Annotated in this window: 16 protein-coding genes; 13 read left to right on the plus strand and 3 right to left on the minus strand. The window is 47.9% G+C overall.

Going from position 1 to position 20,510, the window contains the following annotated elements:
* Positions 1-2: 2 nt before the first annotated feature.
* From MCG98_RS06370 to MCG98_RS06400, 7 genes are read left to right on the plus strand one after another with little or no spacing between them, the layout of a single operon-like run.
* Positions 3-1,286, plus strand: coding sequence for an ABC transporter ATP-binding protein (locus tag MCG98_RS06370; RefSeq protein WP_240301019.1), 1,284 nt, complete (start codon positions 3-5; stop codon positions 1,284-1,286).
* Between the two features lie 9 nt (positions 1,287-1,295).
* Positions 1,296-2,216 (plus strand): class I SAM-dependent methyltransferase, encoded by a 921-nt coding sequence (locus MCG98_RS06375; RefSeq protein WP_240301021.1) that lies wholly within the window; start codon positions 1,296-1,298, stop codon positions 2,214-2,216.
* Between the two features lie 26 nt (positions 2,217-2,242).
* The gene (locus MCG98_RS06380) at positions 2,243-3,544 is read left to right on the plus strand and encodes a hypothetical protein (protein ID WP_240301023.1); all 1,302 of its coding nucleotides are present in this window, start codon (positions 2,243-2,245) and stop codon (positions 3,542-3,544) included.
* 3 nt (positions 3,545-3,547) lie between these two features.
* Positions 3,548-6,052 carry a glycosyltransferase family 2 protein gene (locus MCG98_RS06385; protein WP_240301024.1) on the plus strand — a complete coding sequence of 835 codons (2,505 nt, stop codon included), beginning with the start codon at positions 3,548-3,550 and terminating at the stop codon, positions 6,050-6,052.
* Positions 6,053-6,070: 18 nt separating this feature from the next.
* A complete protein-coding gene (locus tag MCG98_RS06390; RefSeq protein WP_240301026.1) occupies positions 6,071-8,518 on the plus strand; it encodes a glycosyltransferase family 2 protein in 2,448 nt (815 codons plus the stop codon).
* Positions 8,519-8,533: 15 nt separating this feature from the next.
* On the plus strand, positions 8,534-9,376 hold the full coding sequence (rfbD, locus tag MCG98_RS06395; protein WP_240301028.1) for a dTDP-4-dehydrorhamnose reductase: 843 nt from the start codon (positions 8,534-8,536) through the stop codon (positions 9,374-9,376).
* A gap of 17 nt (positions 9,377-9,393) precedes the next feature.
* Positions 9,394-10,815 carry a glycosyltransferase family 39 protein gene (locus MCG98_RS06400; protein WP_240301030.1) on the plus strand — a complete coding sequence of 474 codons (1,422 nt, stop codon included), beginning with the start codon at positions 9,394-9,396 and terminating at the stop codon, positions 10,813-10,815.
* Positions 10,816-10,872: 57 nt separating this feature from the next.
* Here MCG98_RS06400 and MCG98_RS06405 read toward each other — a convergent pair whose 3' ends face one another.
* From MCG98_RS06405 to MCG98_RS06415, 3 genes are read right to left on the minus strand one after another with little or no spacing between them, the layout of a single operon-like run.
* Positions 10,873-12,132, minus strand: a complete 1,260-nt coding sequence (locus MCG98_RS06405; RefSeq protein WP_240301032.1) for an ATP-grasp domain-containing protein — start codon at positions 12,130-12,132, stop codon at positions 10,873-10,875.
* A gap of 3 nt (positions 12,133-12,135) precedes the next feature.
* The gene (locus tag MCG98_RS06410; RefSeq protein ID WP_240301033.1) at positions 12,136-13,098 is read right to left on the minus strand and encodes a hypothetical protein; all 963 of its coding nucleotides are present in this window, start codon (positions 13,096-13,098) and stop codon (positions 12,136-12,138) included.
* A gap of 4 nt (positions 13,099-13,102) precedes the next feature.
* Positions 13,103-14,038: a glycosyltransferase family 2 protein gene (locus MCG98_RS06415; RefSeq protein ID WP_240301035.1), complete on the minus strand. Its 936-nt coding sequence runs from the start codon at positions 14,036-14,038 to the stop codon at positions 13,103-13,105.
* A 180-nt stretch (positions 14,039-14,218) separates the two neighbouring features.
* On the opposite strand from MCG98_RS06415, the gene MCG98_RS06420 reads away from it, so the two are divergent.
* The 6 genes from MCG98_RS06420 to MCG98_RS06445 all read left to right on the plus strand — a co-directional run bounded on the left by MCG98_RS06420 (position 14,219) and on the right by MCG98_RS06445 (position 20,492).
* Positions 14,219-14,569, plus strand: coding sequence for an EamA family transporter (locus tag MCG98_RS06420; protein ID WP_240301042.1), 351 nt, complete (start codon positions 14,219-14,221; stop codon positions 14,567-14,569).
* On the plus strand, positions 14,562-14,900 hold the full coding sequence (locus MCG98_RS06425; protein WP_240301043.1) for an EamA family transporter: 339 nt from the start codon (positions 14,562-14,564) through the stop codon (positions 14,898-14,900). The genes MCG98_RS06420 and MCG98_RS06425 overlap by 8 nt, the downstream gene beginning before the upstream one ends.
* Positions 14,901-14,923: 23 nt before the next feature.
* Positions 14,924-16,060 (plus strand): dTDP-4-amino-4,6-dideoxygalactose transaminase, encoded by a 1,137-nt coding sequence (rffA, locus tag MCG98_RS06430; protein WP_240301045.1) that lies wholly within the window; start codon positions 14,924-14,926, stop codon positions 16,058-16,060.
* A 13-nt stretch (positions 16,061-16,073) separates the two neighbouring features.
* A complete protein-coding gene (locus tag MCG98_RS06435) occupies positions 16,074-17,885 on the plus strand; it encodes a glycosyltransferase family 2 protein (RefSeq protein WP_240301047.1) in 1,812 nt (603 codons plus the stop codon).
* 92 nt (positions 17,886-17,977) lie between these two features.
* A complete protein-coding gene (locus MCG98_RS06440) occupies positions 17,978-19,015 on the plus strand; it encodes a glycosyltransferase family 2 protein (RefSeq protein ID WP_345891629.1) in 1,038 nt (345 codons plus the stop codon).
* Between the two features lie 73 nt (positions 19,016-19,088).
* Positions 19,089-20,492: an undecaprenyl-phosphate glucose phosphotransferase gene (locus MCG98_RS06445; protein ID WP_240301053.1), complete on the plus strand. Its 1,404-nt coding sequence runs from the start codon at positions 19,089-19,091 to the stop codon at positions 20,490-20,492.
* Positions 20,493-20,510: the final 18 nt, after the last annotated feature.

The raw sequence follows: 20,510 nt of genomic DNA on the forward strand, positions 1-20,510 counted from the left end.
AGATGAGTGAAATAGCAATCAGTGTCGGACACTTGAGTAAAGTTTATAAATTATATAATAAACCGTCGGATCGTCTGAAAGAGACGCTGGGAATGAAGGTATCGGCGAAGGAACATTATGCGCTGCGGGATGTCAGTTTTACGGTGAACAAAGGCGAGACCGTCGGTATTATCGGTACGAACGGATCCGGAAAGTCAACGATTTTGAAAATTATAACGGGCGTTCTGAATCCATCAGGAGGGGAGGTCAGTGTAAACGGCAGGATCTCAGCACTTCTGGAACTGGGGGCAGGATTCAACATGGAATATACCGGTCTGGAAAATATTTATCTGAATGGAACCATGATCGGTTTTTCAAGAGAAGAAATCGATCAGAAGATGGACGCAATCTTAAGTTTTGCCGATATCGGAGACTTTATCCATCAGCCGGTCAAGACGTATTCGAGCGGTATGTTTGTCCGTCTGGCATTCGCAGTTGCGATCAATATTGAGCCGGAAATCCTGATCGTCGACGAGGCTCTTTCTGTCGGAGACGTATTTTTTCAGGCGAAATGTTATAGAAAATTCGAAGATTTTAAAAAGATGGGGAAGACCATCTTATTTGTCAGCCATGACCTGGGAAGTATCAGTAAATACTGTGACCGTGTCGTGCTGCTAAACCGAGGGGAAAAGCTGGACGAAGGACAGCCCAAGCCGATGGTCGACCTGTACAAGAAGCTGCTGGTCCATCAGGAGGAGGAAGCCCAGGAGAAAGCGATGGATGCCGGAGAGCAGGCTATGGCTGCACAGGGGGTGGATATACAGCCTGAGGGTGGATTCTGGAAAGATGCGCTGGTTACAAATCCGCAGGTGCTGGAGTATGGAGAGAAGCGTGCGGAGGTCATTGATTTTGCACTGCTTGATGATTCCGGTAAGCTCACGAACACCGTCGAGAAGGGAACGGAGTTTACCATCAAAATGAAGGTGGCTTTTCATGAGACGGTGGAAGATCCCATCTTTGCGTATACGCTGAAGGATCTCAAAGGTACGGAGATTACGGGAACGAATACGATGTTTGAGAAGGTCAGCATCGATACACAGCATGAGGGAGATGTGCGGGAGGCCTCATTTACCCAGAAGATGGATCTTCAGGGAGGAGAATATCTGATTTCCTTCGGGTGCACAGGCTACAGGGACGGTGAGTTTCATGTCTACCACAGGCTCTACGATGCCTGCAATATCACAGTGGTATCTGTAAAAAATACGGTGGGATTCTATGATATGAATTCTGAAGTATCTGTAAAATAGAGGGTCAATATGCAGGAGATAATTGGAAATATTACGTTGGATTATGAATACTATCCGGGAAAAGATCTTTACAGTGACGGAAAGATTGAGGATGAACTGTTGAGTATTGCGATGAAATACCGTGAAGAAGAGTACAATCAGGTGATTGCCAGAAAGAAGAGCTGGCCGGTGATGTATCACTTTTCCCATATCCGTCAGAATATCGTGGAATGGATACCCATGACGAAGGAAGAACGTGTGCTGGAGATCGGTTCCGGATGTGGTGCGGTCACAGGTGCCCTTGCCAAAAAGGCCGGGTATGTCAACTGTGTTGAGCTTTCAAAAAAACGCAGTTATATCAATGCCTACCGTAATCAGCAATATTCAAATATTAAAATAGATGTGGGGAATTTTCAGGACATCGAACAGCACATGCAGGAGACTTACGACTATATCACGCTGATTGGTGTGTTCGAGTATTCACAGGGCTACATAGGCGGCAGCACGCCTTATATTGATATGCTGAAAAAAATAAAGAAGCATCTGAAACCGGGCGGAAAGATCATTTTGGCAATCGAAAACCGCCTTGGGCTGAAGTACTGGGCCGGATGCACGGAGGACCACGCGGGTTTGTGCTTTGAGGGGATTGAGGGATATCCGAATACGGATGGTGTCCGTACATTTTCCAGAAAAGAGCTGGAATGTGTGATCAGCCGGGCCGGAGGATTTCAGACGGAATTCTATTACCCGTACCCGGATTATAAATTTCCGATGACGATTTATTCTGATGAATATCTTCCGTCTGTTGGGGAGCTGAACAGCAACATCTGCAATTTTGACAGAGAGCGCCTGCAGCTGTTTGACGAGACGAAAGTATATGATACGCTGCTGGACAGCGAGTTGTTTCCGGTATTTTCGAATTCATTTCTGGTGATACTGACCCAGCATTAAATCCTGACGGAAAGGAAAATACGTCCATGAAAAAGATTATCTATACTAAGTACTCCAATGAGCGGTCGGCGCCGTATGCGATCCGCACGGATATCGTAAAGGACGAGACGGGTATGCGTACGGTGAGGAAAACACCGTGTTATCCTGACGGGAGGCAGCACATAGGGAATATCAGCCGGTTTTATACAGCGTTATCCAGACAGTATGAAAACACTCCGATCAGGATGAACGCCTGCCGGGTATGTGATGATGGCGTGGAACTTGATTATTTAGAGGGAGTCACCCTGGAGGAGCAGATTGACACACTGATCGCCGGACAGAATTATGACGGTGCCAGAGAGCAGCTGATGTCCTATCTGCACACGGTAAAGAACTGTGGAGAGCAGTCTGAATTTCAGATGACAGAAGAGTTCTGCCGTGTATTTGGTAATATCAGTCTTCCCAGGGGGCTGAAGTCACTTGCAGTGACTGATATTGACATGGTGCTTGCCAACGTACTGGTGAGTGAGGGATGGAATCTGATTGACTATGAGTGGACATTTGAGTTTCCGGTTCCACTCTCATTTGTGTTATTTCGGATCATTCATTATTATACGCAGACGAGCGATAAGAGGAGCTGTGTCCGGGAATGGAATCTGTCCCGGGAGATGGGTATTACGGAGGAAGAGACTGCTCAGTACCTGCAGATGGAAAAGCATTTCCAGGATTATATTCAGGGGAACCATGTTCCTGTGCGGGAGATGTATGATGACATTTCTCCCGGGGTACTCTCAGTGTATCAGCTTGCAGAGCGGGAACATAAAAAGAAGCGCGATGAACAGTTGCAGGTATTCTATTCTGACGGCGGTGAGTTCTCCGAAGGGCAGTCTTTGTATTACCCGATGCCGCAGGGACGGATACGTATCTGTCTCACATTTCCCGGGCATATCAAAAAGATCCGTCTGGATCCGTGTTCTTACGCAGGCGTGCTGACAATCAGCCAGCTGGAGTATATCGGGGGCGATCAGAAGAAATGTTCTTTTATCACGAACGGATTTGAGCTGGATGAGCAGCAGGTTATATTTGATACCATGGATCCACAGATACTGATCATGGAGATCCCGGATGGAGCCACCGCTCTGATGGTCGATTTCATCATGGATACGGCTACACAGGAGATCGCAGGCTTTCTGCATCGTATGCAGGAGGTGCCAAAACGGCAGAAAGAAGAAATAGCCAGGCTTTCAGAGGAGCTTATGCAGCGTGAACGGCTGATCAGCGAGATGGAACATACGAAAGTCTGGAGGGCATACCGGAAACTGAAAAAGATGACCGGAAAGGATAAGTAACTGATGGATAAGCTATACTGGAGTGTTGATTTTGAAGAAATACACTGTGAGGACGGGATACAATATGTGATCGGGGGCTGGGCATCCGGCCCGGACGGGCGGATGGTCAGCCATGAATTTCTGGCTGACGGGACAGCGTATCCCGTCCGGCTGGAGATCGAAGAGAGACCGGATGTACAGCAGGCGATTCCGGATGTCACAAAAAGGACGGATATCGGGTTCCGTCTGACGGTGGAAGACGCCGAGACACTCTGGAACAACCATAAAACGGCGGTTTTGTACCTCTCGGACGGACACACACGGGTGAAAGCTCTTGAGAAGACTACAGATGAGATACGCAGGCTGTATCATGATGTCACGATCACGTACAAAATCGACATTGTGGAACAGACGGAGGGACTGATGACGATACAGGGGTGGGTTCTCGGAAGGTTTCATGACGAGCAGATACGCCTTCGTGATGAGCGGGGAAGAGAAATCCCGCATGAGATGATGCGTATCATCCGGACCGACGTCAACAAGGCGTATGGGGTCGCGAAAGAGGCAGAATATGCGCAGTGTGGCTTTCAGATACGCATTAAGCGCAAAGAGACGGACTGCCGGGAGTATCACCTTCAGTTTTCCAACTGTCTGACGATGAAGGAATATGTCGTCGATCTTAAGAGATTTGATTATGAACACTCCAGACGCGGAAAATTAAAAAAGCTGCTGGCGCCGGCACGCAGGAAAGAAAACAGGGCGTTTATCAGAGAACATGGGATGAAAGCCTTTATCAACCATATCAGGAGAGAACTGGAACCAGTATATGCGGATTACAATATCTGGCTCAAAGAACATACTGTCAGCAGGAGGGAACTGAAGGCACAGAGAAATCATACGTTCGCGTACTGTCCGAAGATCAGTATTGTGATTCCGCTGTATAACACCCCCGCTGTTTTTCTGAAGGAAATGCTGGATTCATTGCTGGAACAGACGTATCAAAACGTGGAATTGTGCCTGGCTGACGGCAGCACGGAGAGCAGTGTGGGAGAGACCATCAGAGCGCATTACGGTCAGGATGGCCGCGTGAAATATCAGAAACTGGAGAAGAATCTGGGGATCTCTGAGAATACAAATGCGGCGCTTGCGATGGCGTCGGGCGAATATATCATGCTTGCGGATCATGACGATATTGTGGCGCCGGATGCTCTGTATGAGATCGTAAAGGCACTGAATGATGACCCGGAGACTGACATTATCTATACGGATGAGGATAAAGTCAGTATGGATGGCAAAAAGTACTACAGTCCCAATTTTAAATCGGATTTTAATATCGATCTTTTGAGAAGCGTCAACTATATCTGTCACATTTTTCTGGTCAGAAAGACGATCGCTGACAGGACTGGGGGATTTAACAGCCGGTTTGACGGTGCACAGGATTATGATTTTATCCTTCGGTGTGTGGAGCAGACGGACCGGATTTACCATATTCCGAAAGCGCTGTACCACTGGAGGGCTCATCCGGATTCGACGGCGGGGAATCCTCAGAGCAAGCAGTATGCCGTAGATGCCGGAAGGCGTGCACTTGAGGAGCATTATGAGCGTCTCGGTATGCCTGCAGTTGTTGAAAATACGGATATTTTTGGGATTTACCGAACTGTTCTGAAGGTTCAGGGCAGTCCTGTGGTTACTGTCGTTATACTGAACAAAGATCACATCGATGACCTGGAAAAATGTGTGACATCGATCGTGGAGAAGACGTCATATTTAAATTATGAGATTCTGGTGATCGAGAATAACAGTGAGCATCAGGAGACATTCGATTATTATCAGGAACTGCAGGCGAAATATGACTGTGTGAAGGTATTGACCTGGACGGATACGTTCAACTATGCGAGCATCAACAATTTTGGTGCCCGTCATGCGAAAGGGGATTATCTGCTCCTGCTGAACAACGATATTGAGGTGATCGCACCCGGATGGATGGAAGAGATGCTGGGTTACTGCCAGCGCCGTGATGTCGGAATCGTCGGTGCAAAGCTGTTCTATCCGGATGATACGATACAGCACGCAGGTGTAGTGATCGGTATGGGCGGCATCGCCGGACATATTCTCTGCCGGGCGGACGGGAAGGAATATGGGTATAATGCACGTCTTGTGACGACGCAGGATATCAGTGCCGTTACAGCTGCCTGTCTCATGATCTCGCGTGAGGATTTTAACAGTATCGGAGGATTTGATGAGCGCTATACGGTGGCGTTCAATGATATCGACCTCTGTCTGAAAGTGAGGGAGCGGGGGAAACTGGTCGTGTTCAACCCCTATGTGACCCTGTACCACTATGAGTCAAAGTCGAGAGGGCTTGAGGATACACCGGAAAAACTGGAGCGTTTCCGTACGGAAGTCGAGTATTTTCAGCAAAAGTGGAAGGACATTCTGAAGAATGGCGATCCCTATTACAATGTTAATCTGACACTTGCGGACGGGGACTGCAGTTTGAAGAAGCATACGGAATTTCCCGGAATATAGAACGCGGAGGAAAGATACGTGCAAAGAGAATTATTTGAAGTAAAAAGAGAACGCTTCCATCTGCTGGACCCTGATGTGTATATCCTGCAGGGAAGCTGGCCGAAGGAATACGAACCGCAGGTCCTGCTGGACGGGTGCCGGGTTACGGATGTCACACTGGAAGACTGGGAAAATACGAGCGCGCTTGAGCGGTTTGCGGATCTGGACCTGATGAAGGGGAAAAAGGTTACGCTTTCCGTCCGGCTTCCTAAGGACCTGAATCATTGTAAACGGCTGAAGATCTATGCCCTGCTTGGAAATGAGAAAATCCTCTGGTTTTCCATTGCGGTGCGGGATCTTGTCAGACGGCGGGAAAAGCCATTCTATTATATTGAGGAAGAGAAAGTCAGCCCGTCGTCCAGAACGCTGAAGGTCAGAGGCTGGGCTGTGTACCGGACACCCGTGATGATCAGCGTTTATGATGAACACGGCAAAAAGATCTCCTGTGATATTCAGAGGAATAACCGGATGGATGTCGTGGAAATGTTTAAAGAGACGCCAGTCGAGAGCAAATGCGGGTTTTATCTGGAACTTGACAGCGTGAAGACGAAGACGGTGTACCTCGTGTTCAGGGCAAAGGGCAGCAAGGCAGTCTACCCTGTTCAGATGCAGACGGCGTTTATCATAAAAAATAAAGTTCAGCGGGTGGCCAAAAAGGGTACGCGTTATCTGGCGTCCCACGGTGTAAAGGCACTTGCCGTAAAAGTCGCAGGTAAGATCGCCGGTATGAAGAAAGCGCCGGTGTCATATGACAAATGGCTTCCCAGACACCTGCCGACATCGGCAGAGCTGGACAGACAGCGCCAGGCGGTATTTGCAGTCCGGCCCAGGTTCAGCATCGTGGTACCGCTCTACAAGACGCCGCTGCTTTATCTGGAGGCACTGATCGCGTCTGTGAAAGAGCAGACATACCCCGAGTGGGAACTTTGCCTGTCGGACGGAAGCGGACCGGATTCACCGATTGCGGACGCCCTTTTGCGGTATGCGGGGGCTGATGAACGCATCAGAGTGATCTCTCATGAGGCGCCGCTTAAGATTTCGGAGAATACAAATGCGGCAATCAGTGCGGCGACGGGCGAATTTATCATATTTGCCGACCATGATGATGTTCTGACGCCGAATGCACTGTATGAGTGTGTGAAGGCGCTGAACGAGCAGCCGGAAACAGAAATCTTTTATTCGGATGAGGACAAGATGTCCATGGACGGGCATAAGTTCTTTCAGCCTCACTTCAAACCGGATTTTAACCTGGATCTGCTGTGTACAGTCAATTATATCTGCCATCTGTTTGTGGTAAAGCGCAGCGTAATCGAAAAGGCGGGGAAACTCCGGCCAGAATTTGACGGAGCGCAGGATTATGATTTTATCTTCCGCTGTGTTGAGGCGAGCGATAAGATCTGCCATATTCCGAAGATACTTTACCACTGGCGCAGCCATGAGGACTCCACATCGGAAAATCCGGAGAGCAAGCTGTATGCATTTGATGCCGGACAGCGTGCTGTGCAGGCGCATTACGACAGGCTGGGAATCCGTGCAGAGGTTTCCAAAGGCGAGTACCTGGGGCTGTACCGTACCAGATTCCTGCGGGATTACGATCCGCTGATCTCCATTATCATTCCGAACAAGGATCATACGGAAGATCTGGACCGGTGTATTCAGTCGATCGAAGAGAAATCCACATACAAAAATTATGAATATATCATTGTGGAAAATAACAGTACTAAAGAGGAGACATTTGCGTACTATAAAAAGCTGGAACTCGAAAACCCCAGGGCTCATGTGATTTACTGGGACGGCATTTTCAACTACTCCCTGATCAATAATTTCGGCGCGCAGCATGCCAGGGGCGAATATTTTCTGCTTCTGAACAACGACACGGAGATCATCAACCCGGACTGCCTGGAGGAACTTCTCGGATATTGTATGCGTGATGACGTGGGCGCTGTGGGTGCCCGGCTGTATTTTGAGGATGACACAATTCAGCATGCGGGCGTCGTGATTGGATTCGGCGGCATTGCAGGCCACTGTTTCGTGATGCAGCCGAGAGGCTATACGGGTTACTGTCACAGGATTATCTGCGCACAGGATTACAGTGCGGTAACGGCCGCCTGTATGATGGTGAAGAGAAGTATCTTTGAACAGGTCGGAGGATTGAGTGAAGAACTGCAGGTGGCATTTAACGACATTGATTTCTGCATGAAGATAAGAAAGGCGGGAAAGCTGATTGTATACAACCCATATGCAGAGCTTTACCATTATGAATCCAAGTCCAGAGGACTGGAGGACACTCCGGAAAAAGTAGCGCGGTTTAACCGGGAGATCGCTATCTTCGAAAAGAAGTGGCCGGATATTTTCAAAACGGGGGATCCGTATTATAACCCGAATCTGACGCTTGACAGTCAGGATTTTTCACTGAGACGGATATAGGAGGATAAGATAACGATGCGAGTATTGGTAACTGGAGTCAAAGGCCAGCTTGGCTATGACGTGGTAAATGAGCTTACAAAACGCGGTCATGAGGCCGTAGGCGTCGATGTGGAGGAGATGGACATCACAGACCCCGGAGCTGTGGAGCGTGTCATCACTGATGCGCGTGTGGAAGCAGTCATCCACTGTGCCGCATACACCGCCGTTGATGCTGCGGAGGACCATGTGGACATCTGCCGCAGGGTCAACGCGTACGGAACCGAAAATGTAGCGAAAGTCTGTGAAAAACTGGACCTGAAGATGATGTACATCAGCACGGATTACGTTTTTGACGGGGAGGGGACGCGCCCCTGGGAGCCGGATGACGAAAGGCATCCCTTGAACGTCTATGGACAGACAAAGTATGAGGGTGAAGTGGCGGTTACAGATCACGTCGCTAGATTTTTTATCGTCCGTATCGCCTGGGTGTTCGGTGTGAACGGCAAAAATTTTATCAAGACCATGCTGAATCTCGGAAAAACGCACGATACACTTACGGTTGTAAATGATCAGACGGGTTCTCCGACTTATACGTACGATCTGGCAGTGCTGCTTGTGGATATGATTCATACAGATAAATACGGATTTTACCATGCGACAAATGAAGGACTTTGTACCTGGTATGAATTTGCAGTGGAAATTTTCCGTCAGGCAGGTATGGATGTCAACGTGCTACCGGTGAGTGCCAGCGAATACCCGGCCAAAGCGAAACGTCCGTCCAACAGCCGCATGAACAAAGACAAACTGGATGAGAACGGCTTTCAGAGACTCCCGTCATGGCAGGATGCACTGGGCCGTTATCTGAAAGAGATCCAGTGAGTCCTGGGAGATGTCAAATGAAGGGTGAAAAAAAAGAGTTCCGTATTGAGCTGGTATTTTTAATTGCCGTTTTCATTTTTCTGGTTCTGTGGGCAGTTGTCCAGCCGTTTAATGCATCGCCGGATGAAGCAATGCGGTATCAGATCGTAGATTTTATTGTACGTCATGGTACGCTGCCTCACGGCGGTGACCCGGAAGTCCGTGATGCAATGTGGGGAATCTCCTATGGATTCAATCCGATTCTGCCGTACATTTTTTCAGCTGGGTTTGTCAAAGTCACATCTTTTTTTACGTCGAATGAGCAGACACTGCTGATGGCCGCACGTATGGTAAACGTACTGCTGGGGACCGGGTTTGCCTTTCTGGTGAGGCGGATCTCACGTCAGTTGTTTCAGAAGCCGGGCGGATGGTTTTTTACGCTTGCAGTGACCTTTCTCCCGGGCTGTATGTTCGTGTTCTCCTATGTAAACACGGACGGACTGGCGCTGTTCGCAACGGCTCTGATCATCCTGATGTGGGTGCGGGCGTTACAAAGCGGCTGGGAGATCAGGACATGTGCAGGGCTCGGGATGGGCATTGGACTGTGCGCCATGTCATACTACAATGCATACGGAGTGATTCTGGCGAGTATACTGTTTTTCTGTGCCACAGTACTGATGTGCAGGGACAGAAAATGGGATTTTCGGTTTCTGTTTTCGAGAGGATTTCTGATCACGGGGGTTGTTGTGGTGATCGCGGGCTGGTGGTTCATCCGCAGTTATATCATCTATGACGGTGACATTCTGGGAATGCAGACATCGTCGCAGTATGCCGAGATGTATGCTGTGGAGGAGCTGAAGCCGTCAAACCGTCAGACGATTCAGTCCACGGGAATGTCTGTTCTGGGAATGATGGCGTTTGTGCCTGGAGACTGGCAGCATAACTGGCTGATGACGGTGATGGTGAGTTTTATAGGCACGTTCGGCTTCATGAAAGTCTTTATGCCGTTTCTGCTAAGCAAATTGTATATTCTGCTGTTTGGTGTCGGAGGGGCCGGGATACTGACCGGTATCCGACAGTTATTTTTCGTCAGGAAGGACAGCTGTGAGAGCAGAAAAGTCATGGTCGGACGGGAGAGTGCACTGGTGAAGGTCGTTTACAGACGGGAGAGATGGAACCCGCAAAATCTGTTCCGGTGGGCAATGCTTGTGACGATGGCCGTTCCGCCCATCGTGCTGGTATGGTATGCTTATACGAGCGATTTTCAGGCACAGGGGAGGTATGTGATGCCTGCTGTGATACCCATCATGTATTTTGTGACACTCGGTTATGAGCAGTGGTTTTCGAGGATTTTAAAAAAAGAAAAAGCCGGCAGGTGGTTTTTTCTGGCCGCCTGTATTTTCTTTATCGTCAGTGCAGTTTATACTTATGTGGCGGTCTTTCTGCCGTCCTGCAGATAATCCAAAATGCCCCTGAGCTTCTCTCTTTGATGAAGCGCAGGGGCATTTTTGTATGTTTCAGTAAATCTCCGGATACCGGGGCATCTCATTCTGGTAGAGAAGTTCCTGACCGCGGATATCTTTAACGGTAATCGTATCATAGATCCTCTGTGTGACGCTGTCGATGTAAGGACGTGTCTTTCCGGTAATATCATAGCGTGCAAAGTAGGGGTTGGGACCATGCATGACAACAGCCTCGCCGTCCTGGTAAAACAGCTGGCTTTCTGCAACCTCCGGCCATTCTGTGATGTCAAGAGCAGCCTGCTGGTTGCCTACATAGCCAGGCCTGCTGTGAAAATACAGGACCGCGCTGTGCTTTGTCATAAACGCAGAGTGGTCTTTCAAAGTTTTCCTAAGAGAATCCCTGTCATAGATGGAATCGAGAAGCAGCTTTTCTATGGACAGGCCGCTGCTGTATTCTATGAGTTCGTGCTCATATCCCAGGAAGCGTCCTGCGATCTCACAGACCTCCACTTCCTGCCCGGGGGACCAGAAAAACTGCATGGACAGTGCCCCTTCCGTCTGACCGGTGGCGGCGATGAAATTCTCCAGGATCTTTTTGGCGGGTTCATAGACATCATAGATCAGACGGGACGGATAGACGTTTCTGGTGCTGATTGGAACATCACGTGTTCCGGTCCCGGTCTTTTCACGGTCTGCAATACTGAGGATATGAACCTGACCGTCCAGTACCCAGGACATCAGATTGAATTCATATCCGGTATTGTATTCTTCAACGATAATTTCTTTCACGCGGGAGGTTGAGCAGGCGCGGGAGAAATACCGGCGTACTTCTGAAGGAGAATTCAGCACATACAGTCCGCGGGAGCCATACATATCAAGTGGTTTGGTCACGACCGGAAAACGCAGTGCCGAAAGTTCCGTGTCAGAGAAACCGCGTTTCAGGCAAACGTGGCGCGGTGTGGCAATATTGAGCGAATTCAAAAGCTGCTTCATTTTCATTTTGTTTCGGTAAAACGGCAGCTGTTCAGGTTTGAGATAGCAATTCAGGCCAGCCTTGTCGGAGGATTTGACCATGCACTCAAACAGGAGGTCAGAAAACGAAGTGATAATGGCATCTACATCGTGCTGTCTTGCATAGCGCGACAGTGACACCGTCTCGCGGACATCGATATCGTAGGCAAAATCTGCAATCTGCTTTGCAGGACTGTCGGGATATCCGTCACAGACAACGGTGCAGATGCCCCGCTCCTTTGCCAGCTGTACCAACTGTGTAAATTCACTGAGGGAACCTAAAATCATTAATCGTTTTTTCATAGACTATTCTCCAAACTGCTGCATTACTGTGAGTACTGCATCTGCAAGGTGCTCCATTTCCCAGTTTCCATAGCGCTGGTCACAGGGAAGCGGAAGGATGTTGGCGGCCAGATCATATTCGACCGATTCCTCCGGCATGGTTGCAATGACATTATTCCAGTAAGTTGGAATATAGATGTGCAGAGAAGCCAGTTCTTTACGGATGGCGGGTCCGTTTCTGGTGTAAAACGGATAGGCAAACGGTCCGTCGGGAACAATATGATTCATAATGTTTTCCTGCTCCAGACGTTCGCTCAGATACCGGTAGTTGCGGCTGCGTGTACGGCGTACAGCATCATAATCAATACCATTTAATATATTTCCTGTGATGAGTGACATGTTTTTTATGGGCTCTCTGTGAAAACTGTCCGCTGATGCCAGCATTTCAGAGTAGTGTTCAGAGGCGGTATCTTCAAAGCGGCCCAGCAGGTGTGCCATCCTGTGCTGGGACTGATCTGTCTCGGAAAGGGGAGGCAGTGTCAGGCTGCAGGAAAGATAGGCACCGTCACTCACGCCAAAATATTTACGGCAGGAGTAAAGTGTGGGAATATTTTTCAGAGGCCTCTGGAAAAAACTCTGTGTGTTGTCGACGATGATCCGTTCGTAACGCTGAGAAAATGCAAGAATCTGCTCATCTGATAACTGTCCGTAGTAATTGATGAGATAAAGATACTCATCATTAACGGGTTCGCATTCCAGGACAGGTGCCAGATTCCTGTCCAGATGATAGTACTGCAGGGAAAAACCTGCCCGCTCGCATGCGCTTGTCACGGAATCACAGATAAAGTAAGGGACATGCAGAGTCCTGCATTTTAGTGATTGAAGCAGATAGATCAGGGCAGTACGGCCCAGGTTCAATTCGTAAAGACCGGAATAATAAGGCCGGCTGTTAAAATGCTCCAGTTCAAAATATCCGCCAATTTCCATCGTGTTATTCCTCCGTATCTTTCTGGCGCACAGTATAGTGCGGCATTTTTTTAGATTCATTCAGAATATTCATCAGGTACATGCCGATAATGCCCAGGGAGAGCAGTATAAGGCTGAATCCACAAAGCATGATCAGTATCATGGAGGTCCAGCCCTCTACGGAAGCACCAAATATAAAGTAACGTATCAGATAGTACAATGCCAGCAGAATGCTGACTGTAAAACCCAGGATTCCGATATCCCGTACGACGAGAAGAGGAAATGCGGTATGGTTCGTGATGTCATAGATCAGATCTTTGACGAGCCGTTTGAAAGGATAACCACTTTTACCATAAGCACGGGCATCATGACGAACCGGAACATTGATGATCCTGTTGGAGGTCTGTACCAGCAGATTACCAATCTGCGGAAGATGTGTGTTTGTTGTCAATATGGCGTCCACAATAAACTTGCGCATCAGCCGGAAACTTGTGATCTCCAGATTCGGATCTTTCCCGAGCATTTTGGAGGTAGCCCAGACTGAAAAACGTGTGCCCATTCTGCGGATGAAGTTATGTTTGCGGCCTTCATATTTCGCAAGAATGACATCCACGTCATCCCGTTCATTCATCACAGAGATCATCTTCGGAAGTTCTTCCGGGGGATGCTGCAGGTCATCGTCCATTGTAATCACAAAATCACCTTTGGCATAGGAAAATCCGCACAGCAGCGCAGGATGCTGACCAAAATTTCTGGCCATCTGTATGATCCTGACACGCCGGTCACGGCTGCGCAGCTGTTTCATGATCTGATAGGAATTGTCCCTGGAACTGTCATCGACCAGGATAAGTTCAAAGTCCTCATGGAGTGTATCTTCAAACACATTCCGCAGACGTGTATATAACTCTTCAAGGGTATGTTCCGAATTATAGACAGGAACAACCACAGAATATAAACTCATGTTATGTCTCCTTTGTTTCTATTTTTGTATCTCACGGTTCAGTCATACAGTCATGTTGACTCCCTTTATCATAGCATTATAAAAAGTTCATTTCAACTGATATCTGGGATATTAGTTGAAGCCTCAGAGGAATCGTGATATAATCAATTAGTTTTAGGAAATTATAAATCAGGAGAAATTATGGGAAAAACAAAGGATTACGTACAGCTGCACCTGAATATCCTGCTGTTTTCTTTGACAGGGATTTTTTCGAAGATGGCATCGATCCAATATAATAAGGAAGGACTTTCCTCAGTCTGGCTTTACGTATTTCTGTTTTTAATGATCGCTGACTGTGGGATCTATGCGATAGCCTGGCAGAAGGTGATAAAAAAGTTTACACTGACGACAGCATACGCGAATAAAAGCGTGTATCTGATCTGGTCACAGGTCTGGGCGGTGCTGATATTCAGGGAAAACCTGACGGTGAACAATATCATCGGTATGCTGATCGTATTTATCGGAGTGATGGTGGTGCAGAGATATGAATAGAATGTATATGCTGCTGATGTTTGCGGGGACGTTTTTTACGGCTTTTTCGCAGATACTGCTGAAACAAAGTGCTGGGAAGACATACCGGCATCCAATATTTGAATACCTGAACTGGCGGGTCATGTTGGCTTACGGCCTGTTTTTTGGCGTACTGCTGCTCAACACCTATGCCTATACCAGAGTGGACATGAAGTACGGAGCCGTGATCGACTCCTTTGCTTACGTGTTCGTTCTGCTGATGTCCTGGCTGATCCTGAAAGAAAAGATTACGAAGGGAAAACTGATCGGGAACCTGATCATTATAGCGGGAATTATCATCTATACGATTTAGACGGAACAAACCGGAGGATACCTATGATAGAATTTAACAGGGCCCCTTATGTCGGGACCGAGACACAATATATGCAAAAAGCAATTGAAAACGGAAAACTCTGCGGAGATGGTCCGTTCACCACAGAATGCTCTGACTGGATGAAAAAGCATTACCATACAAAAGAAGTGCTGCTTACGACATCTTGTACGCATGCGCTGGAGATGGCAGCTTACCTGGCGGACATTCAGCCGGGGGACGAAGTGATCATGCCGTCCTATACGTTTGTATCGACGGCCGATGCGTTCGTGCTGCGGGGAGCCAGACTCGTGTTCGTGGATATCCGGCCGGATACCATGAATATTGATGAAAATAAGATCGAAGCGGCGGTTACGGAGAAGACAAAGGCAATTGTGCCGGTACATTATGCAGGCGTGGCGTGTGCGATGGATGAGATCCTGGAAATTGCGGAAAAATATCATCTGAAGGTGATCGAGGATGCTGCGCAGGGAGTCCATGCTGCCTATAAGGGGCGCGCCCTTGGAACGATCGGTGATTTCGGCTGTTACAGTTTTCACGAGACGAAAAATTACACGATGGGGGAAGGAGGTGCACTGCTGTTTCAGGATGAAACGTATCTTGAAAAGGCAGAGATCCTGAGGGAAAAGGGAACAAACCGCAGCAAATTCTTCCGCGGGCAGATTGACAAGTATACCTGGGTAGGCTACGGGTCTTCTTATCTGCCGAGTGATATGAATGCGGCGTATCTGTATGCCCAGCTGGAAGCGGCAGATGTGATCAACGAAAAAAGGCATGCGCTCTACGATTTTTATCATAAAAATCTGGAAGAGCTGGAGAATGCAGGCTATATTGAACGGCCGTTTGTTCCGGATTATGCCGTACATAATGCCCATATGTATTATCTGAAAGTTCAGAATGAACCTGTACGTCGGGCACTGATTCAGAATCTCAAAGAGCAGGGAATATTAAGCGTTTTCCACTATGTGCCGCTTCACACCTCTCCTGCAGGACAGAAATACGGACGATTCTGCGGTGAGGATACCTATACGACGAAGGAGAGCGAACGGCTGATGCGGCTGCCTATGTTTTATAACCTGTCCGTGGATGAAGCGGCACAGGTCGTGGAAGCGATCCGGAAATTTTTCCAAGAAACCAGATAAAGGAGTATACGGCATGGGCCAGTGGATGAATTATTTAAAGAAAATACGGCCTTATAACATACAAAAAGGATTCCGGTACCTGAAGCACTATGGTGTAAAAGAATTCATGGTGCGCCTTTCAGAACGGATGGAGCCGGAAGAGGTTCCATACGGGCCATGGTTTGAGAAGCACAGGATTGGTCCGGAGGAGCTGAAAAAGCAGAGGGGGACCAGGTGGAAAAAGGAAAAGCCGCTGATCAGCGTTGTCGTGCCGGCTTATCGGACTCCCAGGCTCTTTCTGGAACAGATGATGGATTCTGTCAGAGCACAGTCCTATGACAACTGGGAACTGTGCATCGCAAACGGAAGTCCGGGGGATGAAGAAATGCGGACGGTGCTGGAACATTATCAGAAACTGGATGCGAGAATCCGGGTATGCAGTCTGGAAAAAAATCTCGGAATCGCAGAGAACACCAATGCGGCATTTGCCATGGCCTCGGGAGATTTTATTGGTCTGCTGGACCACGATGATCTGCTTGCACCTGATGCTCTGTATGAGATCGCGAAAGCGATCACAGAGTCTGAGGATACCGATGTAATCTATACGGACGAGGATAAGGTAACGACAGATCTGACAGAACACTTTCAGCCTCACTTCAAACCGGATTTCAGCATCGACCTGCTGCGCTCCAATAACTATATCACACATTTTTTTGTAGTGAGAAGAGCGATCGTGGAGGAAGCCGGCGGATTTCGGAAAGAATATGACGGAGCACAGGATTATGATTTTATTTTCCGGTGTACGGAAGCAGCGCGCAGAATCTGCCACGTGCCGAAGGTGCTCTATCACTGGAGAACGCACAGAGCTTCAACTGCGGACAACCCCGCAAGCAAAATGTATGCATTCGACGCCGGAAAACGTGCAATCGAAGGGAATCTGAGACGCTGCGGGGCAGAAGGAAGTGTAACGCATACGATGGACCTTGGATTTTACCGCGTCACGTATGCGGTAAATGATCAGCCACTGGTCTCTGTCATCATTCCAAATAAAGATAATGCGGCAGTATTGAAAAAATGTCTGGATTCGGTCAGAAAAAAAACATCATATACGAATTATGAAATTATAATTGCAGAGAATAACAGTGTGGAGCAGGAGACATTTTCCTATTACCAGGAACTTGAAAAGGAACGGGATGTTAAAATTGTTACATGGGAGGGGGAATTCAACTATTCCGCCATCAATAATTTTGCAGTCAGGGCATCTTCCGGTGATTATCTGCTGTTCCTTAACAATGACGTCGAGGTGATCTCAGACTGCTGGATGCAGGAACTGCTCGGTAACTGTCAGAGAGAAGAGGTGGGCATCACGGGTGCGAAGCTTTATTATCCGGATGATACCATCCAGCACGCCGGGACCGTCATTGGAATCGGAGGTATTGCGGGTCACGCGTTCCTGAACATGCCGCGTTCACGTACCGGTTATATGCATAAGGCATCAATACAGCTCAATGTGAGCGCCGTGACGGCTGCCTGTATGATGATGAAGAGAAACGTGTTTGAACGGCTTGGAGGTTTTGAGGAGCAGCTCACCGTAGCATTCAATGACGTGGATCTGTGTCTTCGGACGGTCAAAGCCGGATATCTGATCGTCTATGATCCGTGGGTCGAGCTTTACCATTATGAGTCAAAATCCCGGGGTGCCGAGGACAGTGAGGAAAAAGTAAGACGTTTCCAGAATGAAATAGAGTTTATGAGAAACCGATGGAGTCATCTTCTAAAGACGGGGGACCCTTACTATAATAAAAACCTGACGCTTTCCAAATGGAATTATTCACTGAGGGCATGAGCGGGACAGGCAAAAATACAGGGGCATGGCTGAAGGAGAGTTTTCAACCATGTCTGATAAAAGCCGCAGTAAATGTGGCAGGGGAGGTAAGGTTGAAAGAAAACGTTCACCCATCCCTGATAAAGGCCGCAGTAAATGCGGCAGGGGAGGTAAGCATGCGGGAAGTTTCTGTAGTGATACCGAATTTTAACGGGATTTCATTTATAGAAACCTGTCTTTTAAGTCTTCGACAACAGACACATCCGGAGTTTGAAATTATCGTGGTTGACAATGGATCGACAGATGGAAGCCGTGAGCTGGTGGCAGAGAAATTCCCGGAGGTCAGGATCGTTGCACTTCCGGAGAATCTTGGGTTTTGCCGGGCTGTAAATGAAGGGATCCTGGCTTCTGATTCGCCATACGTGATCCTGCTGAATAATGATACGGAGACGGAGCCGGATTTTGTAAAAGAACTGTTGAATGACATCAAACACAGGAAAAAGGCATTTTCCTGTGCGGCGAAGATGCTGAATATGTATCAGCCGGAACTGATCGACGACGCCGGAAATTATTACAATGCACTCGGATGGGCTTTCGCGGCAGGGAAAGGTCAGAATGAGAAGAAATACGATACCCCGCGGCGGATCTTTGCCTCCTGCGGCGGAGCCGTCATTTACCGAAGGGAGCTTCTGGATGTAACGGGATTGTTTGACGAGGAACATTTTGCATATCTGGAGGATATGGATATCGCATACCGCGCGAATATCCTGGGCTATCAAAACTGGTTCTGTCCGAAAGCGCGTGTGTATCATGCGGGAAGCGGTACGAGCGGTTCCCGATACAATCTTTTTAAAGTGCGTTATTCTTCCAGAAATAACATTTATCTGATCTACAAAAACATGCCGTTTCTTCAGATCCTGTTGAATCTGCCGTTTCTGGCAGCGGGATTCGGCATAAAGCTTCTGTTCTTTGCACGCAAGGGGTTCGGTCGTGAGTACGCGGCGGGGATTAAAAACGGATTTTCACTGGCTGCCGCCGGTAGAAAGCAGGGCACAAAGGTAAGGTTCACCTGGGTACATCTTGGGAACTATATCTGGATTCAGTTTCAGCTCTGGATCAATATCTTAAGAAGGCTGCTGCATAAAGGTTAATAAAAATTTTATTGCCTAATTTTGCAACTTATTGTATAGTAGTAGCGTGGAAGGGTATAAAAGGTGATCAAAATTGATAAAAGATAACCAAAAATACTTTAACCGTCTCCATATTCTGATTGATGCGATTGTCATCATGGCTTCTTACTGGCTGTCCTGGTTTCTGAAGTTTCAGACACCGTTTTTTGACAGCGAAGGCGGACGCCTGTCCTTTCAGAGGTATATGGGGACGCTTCTGCTGATCGTACCGGTCTATCTGATCCTTTATACTGCGTTCAGTCTGTATACGCCGAAACGTGTGCAGGGCAGGCGTCTGGAGCTGGCTAATATCGTAAAAGCCAATACGATCGGGCTTTTTATCCTGATCGTGGTTCTGTATGTGACGAAGGAGAATGACTTTTCCAGGACTGTACTTTTCATCTTCTTCTTCATTAATATCGTGGCGGAGGAGCTTGTCAGGATCATTATCCGGCATGTCCTGCGCGATATACGTAAGAAAGGCCTGAATCAAAAACACATCCTGCTTGTGGGATACAGCAGGGCAGCAGAAGAATATATCGACCGTATTCTGTCGAACCCACAGTGGGGGTATACGGTGAGGGGAATCCTTGATGATTCCGTGGAAGCCGGGACAGAATATAAGGGAATTAAAGTATTAGGAAGAATAGATAATTTAATGATCATCTTGCCTCAGAACAGGCTGGATGAGATTGCGATTACACTGGGTCTGAATGAATACAGCAGGCTGGAAGAGATTGTGGCACTCTGTGAGAAATCAGGAGTCCATACCAAATTTATCCCGGATTATAACAATATTATACCGACGAAACCCTATACAGAAGATCTGCTGGGGCTTCCGGTCATCAATATCAGGTATGTTCCGCTGAGTAATACGTTTCAGTTTACGCTGAAAAGAATAACGGATATTTTTGGATCAATGGCAGCCATTGTGGTTTTTTCGCCTGTGATGCTTCTGTGCGCCATCTTGATCAAGCTGTCATCCAAAGGACCGTTAATCTACAAACAGGTGCGTGTGGGACTGCACAATAAAGAGTTTGAAATGTACAAATTCCGTTCCATGGAGGTGCAGCCGGAGGCAGATGAAAAAAAGGCATGGACGGTGAAGAATGATCCCCGTGTGACGGGAATCGGCAAATTCATGCGTAAGACAAGCCTGGATGAACTGCCGCAGCTGTTCAACATATTTAAAGGCGATATGAGTCTGGTTGGACCGAGGCCAGAACGCCCGTTCTTTGTAGAGAAGTTCCGGGAAGAAATACCGCGCTATATGGTGAAACATCAGGTCAGGCCGGGGCTGACAGGCTGGGCACAGGTAAATGGCTACAGGGGAGATACTTCTATCCGGAAACGTATCGAGTATGATTTGTATTATATTGAAAACTGGACGCTTGGACTCGATATTAAAATCTTATTTTTAACCGTGTTTAAGGGGTTTATCAATAAAAATGCATACTAAAGAAAGAATTATAAGAGG

Source organism: Ruminococcus sp. OA3, from assembly GCF_022440845.1.
In the GTDB taxonomy this organism is placed as follows: Bacteria; Bacillota; Clostridia; order Lachnospirales; family Lachnospiraceae; genus Ruminococcus_G.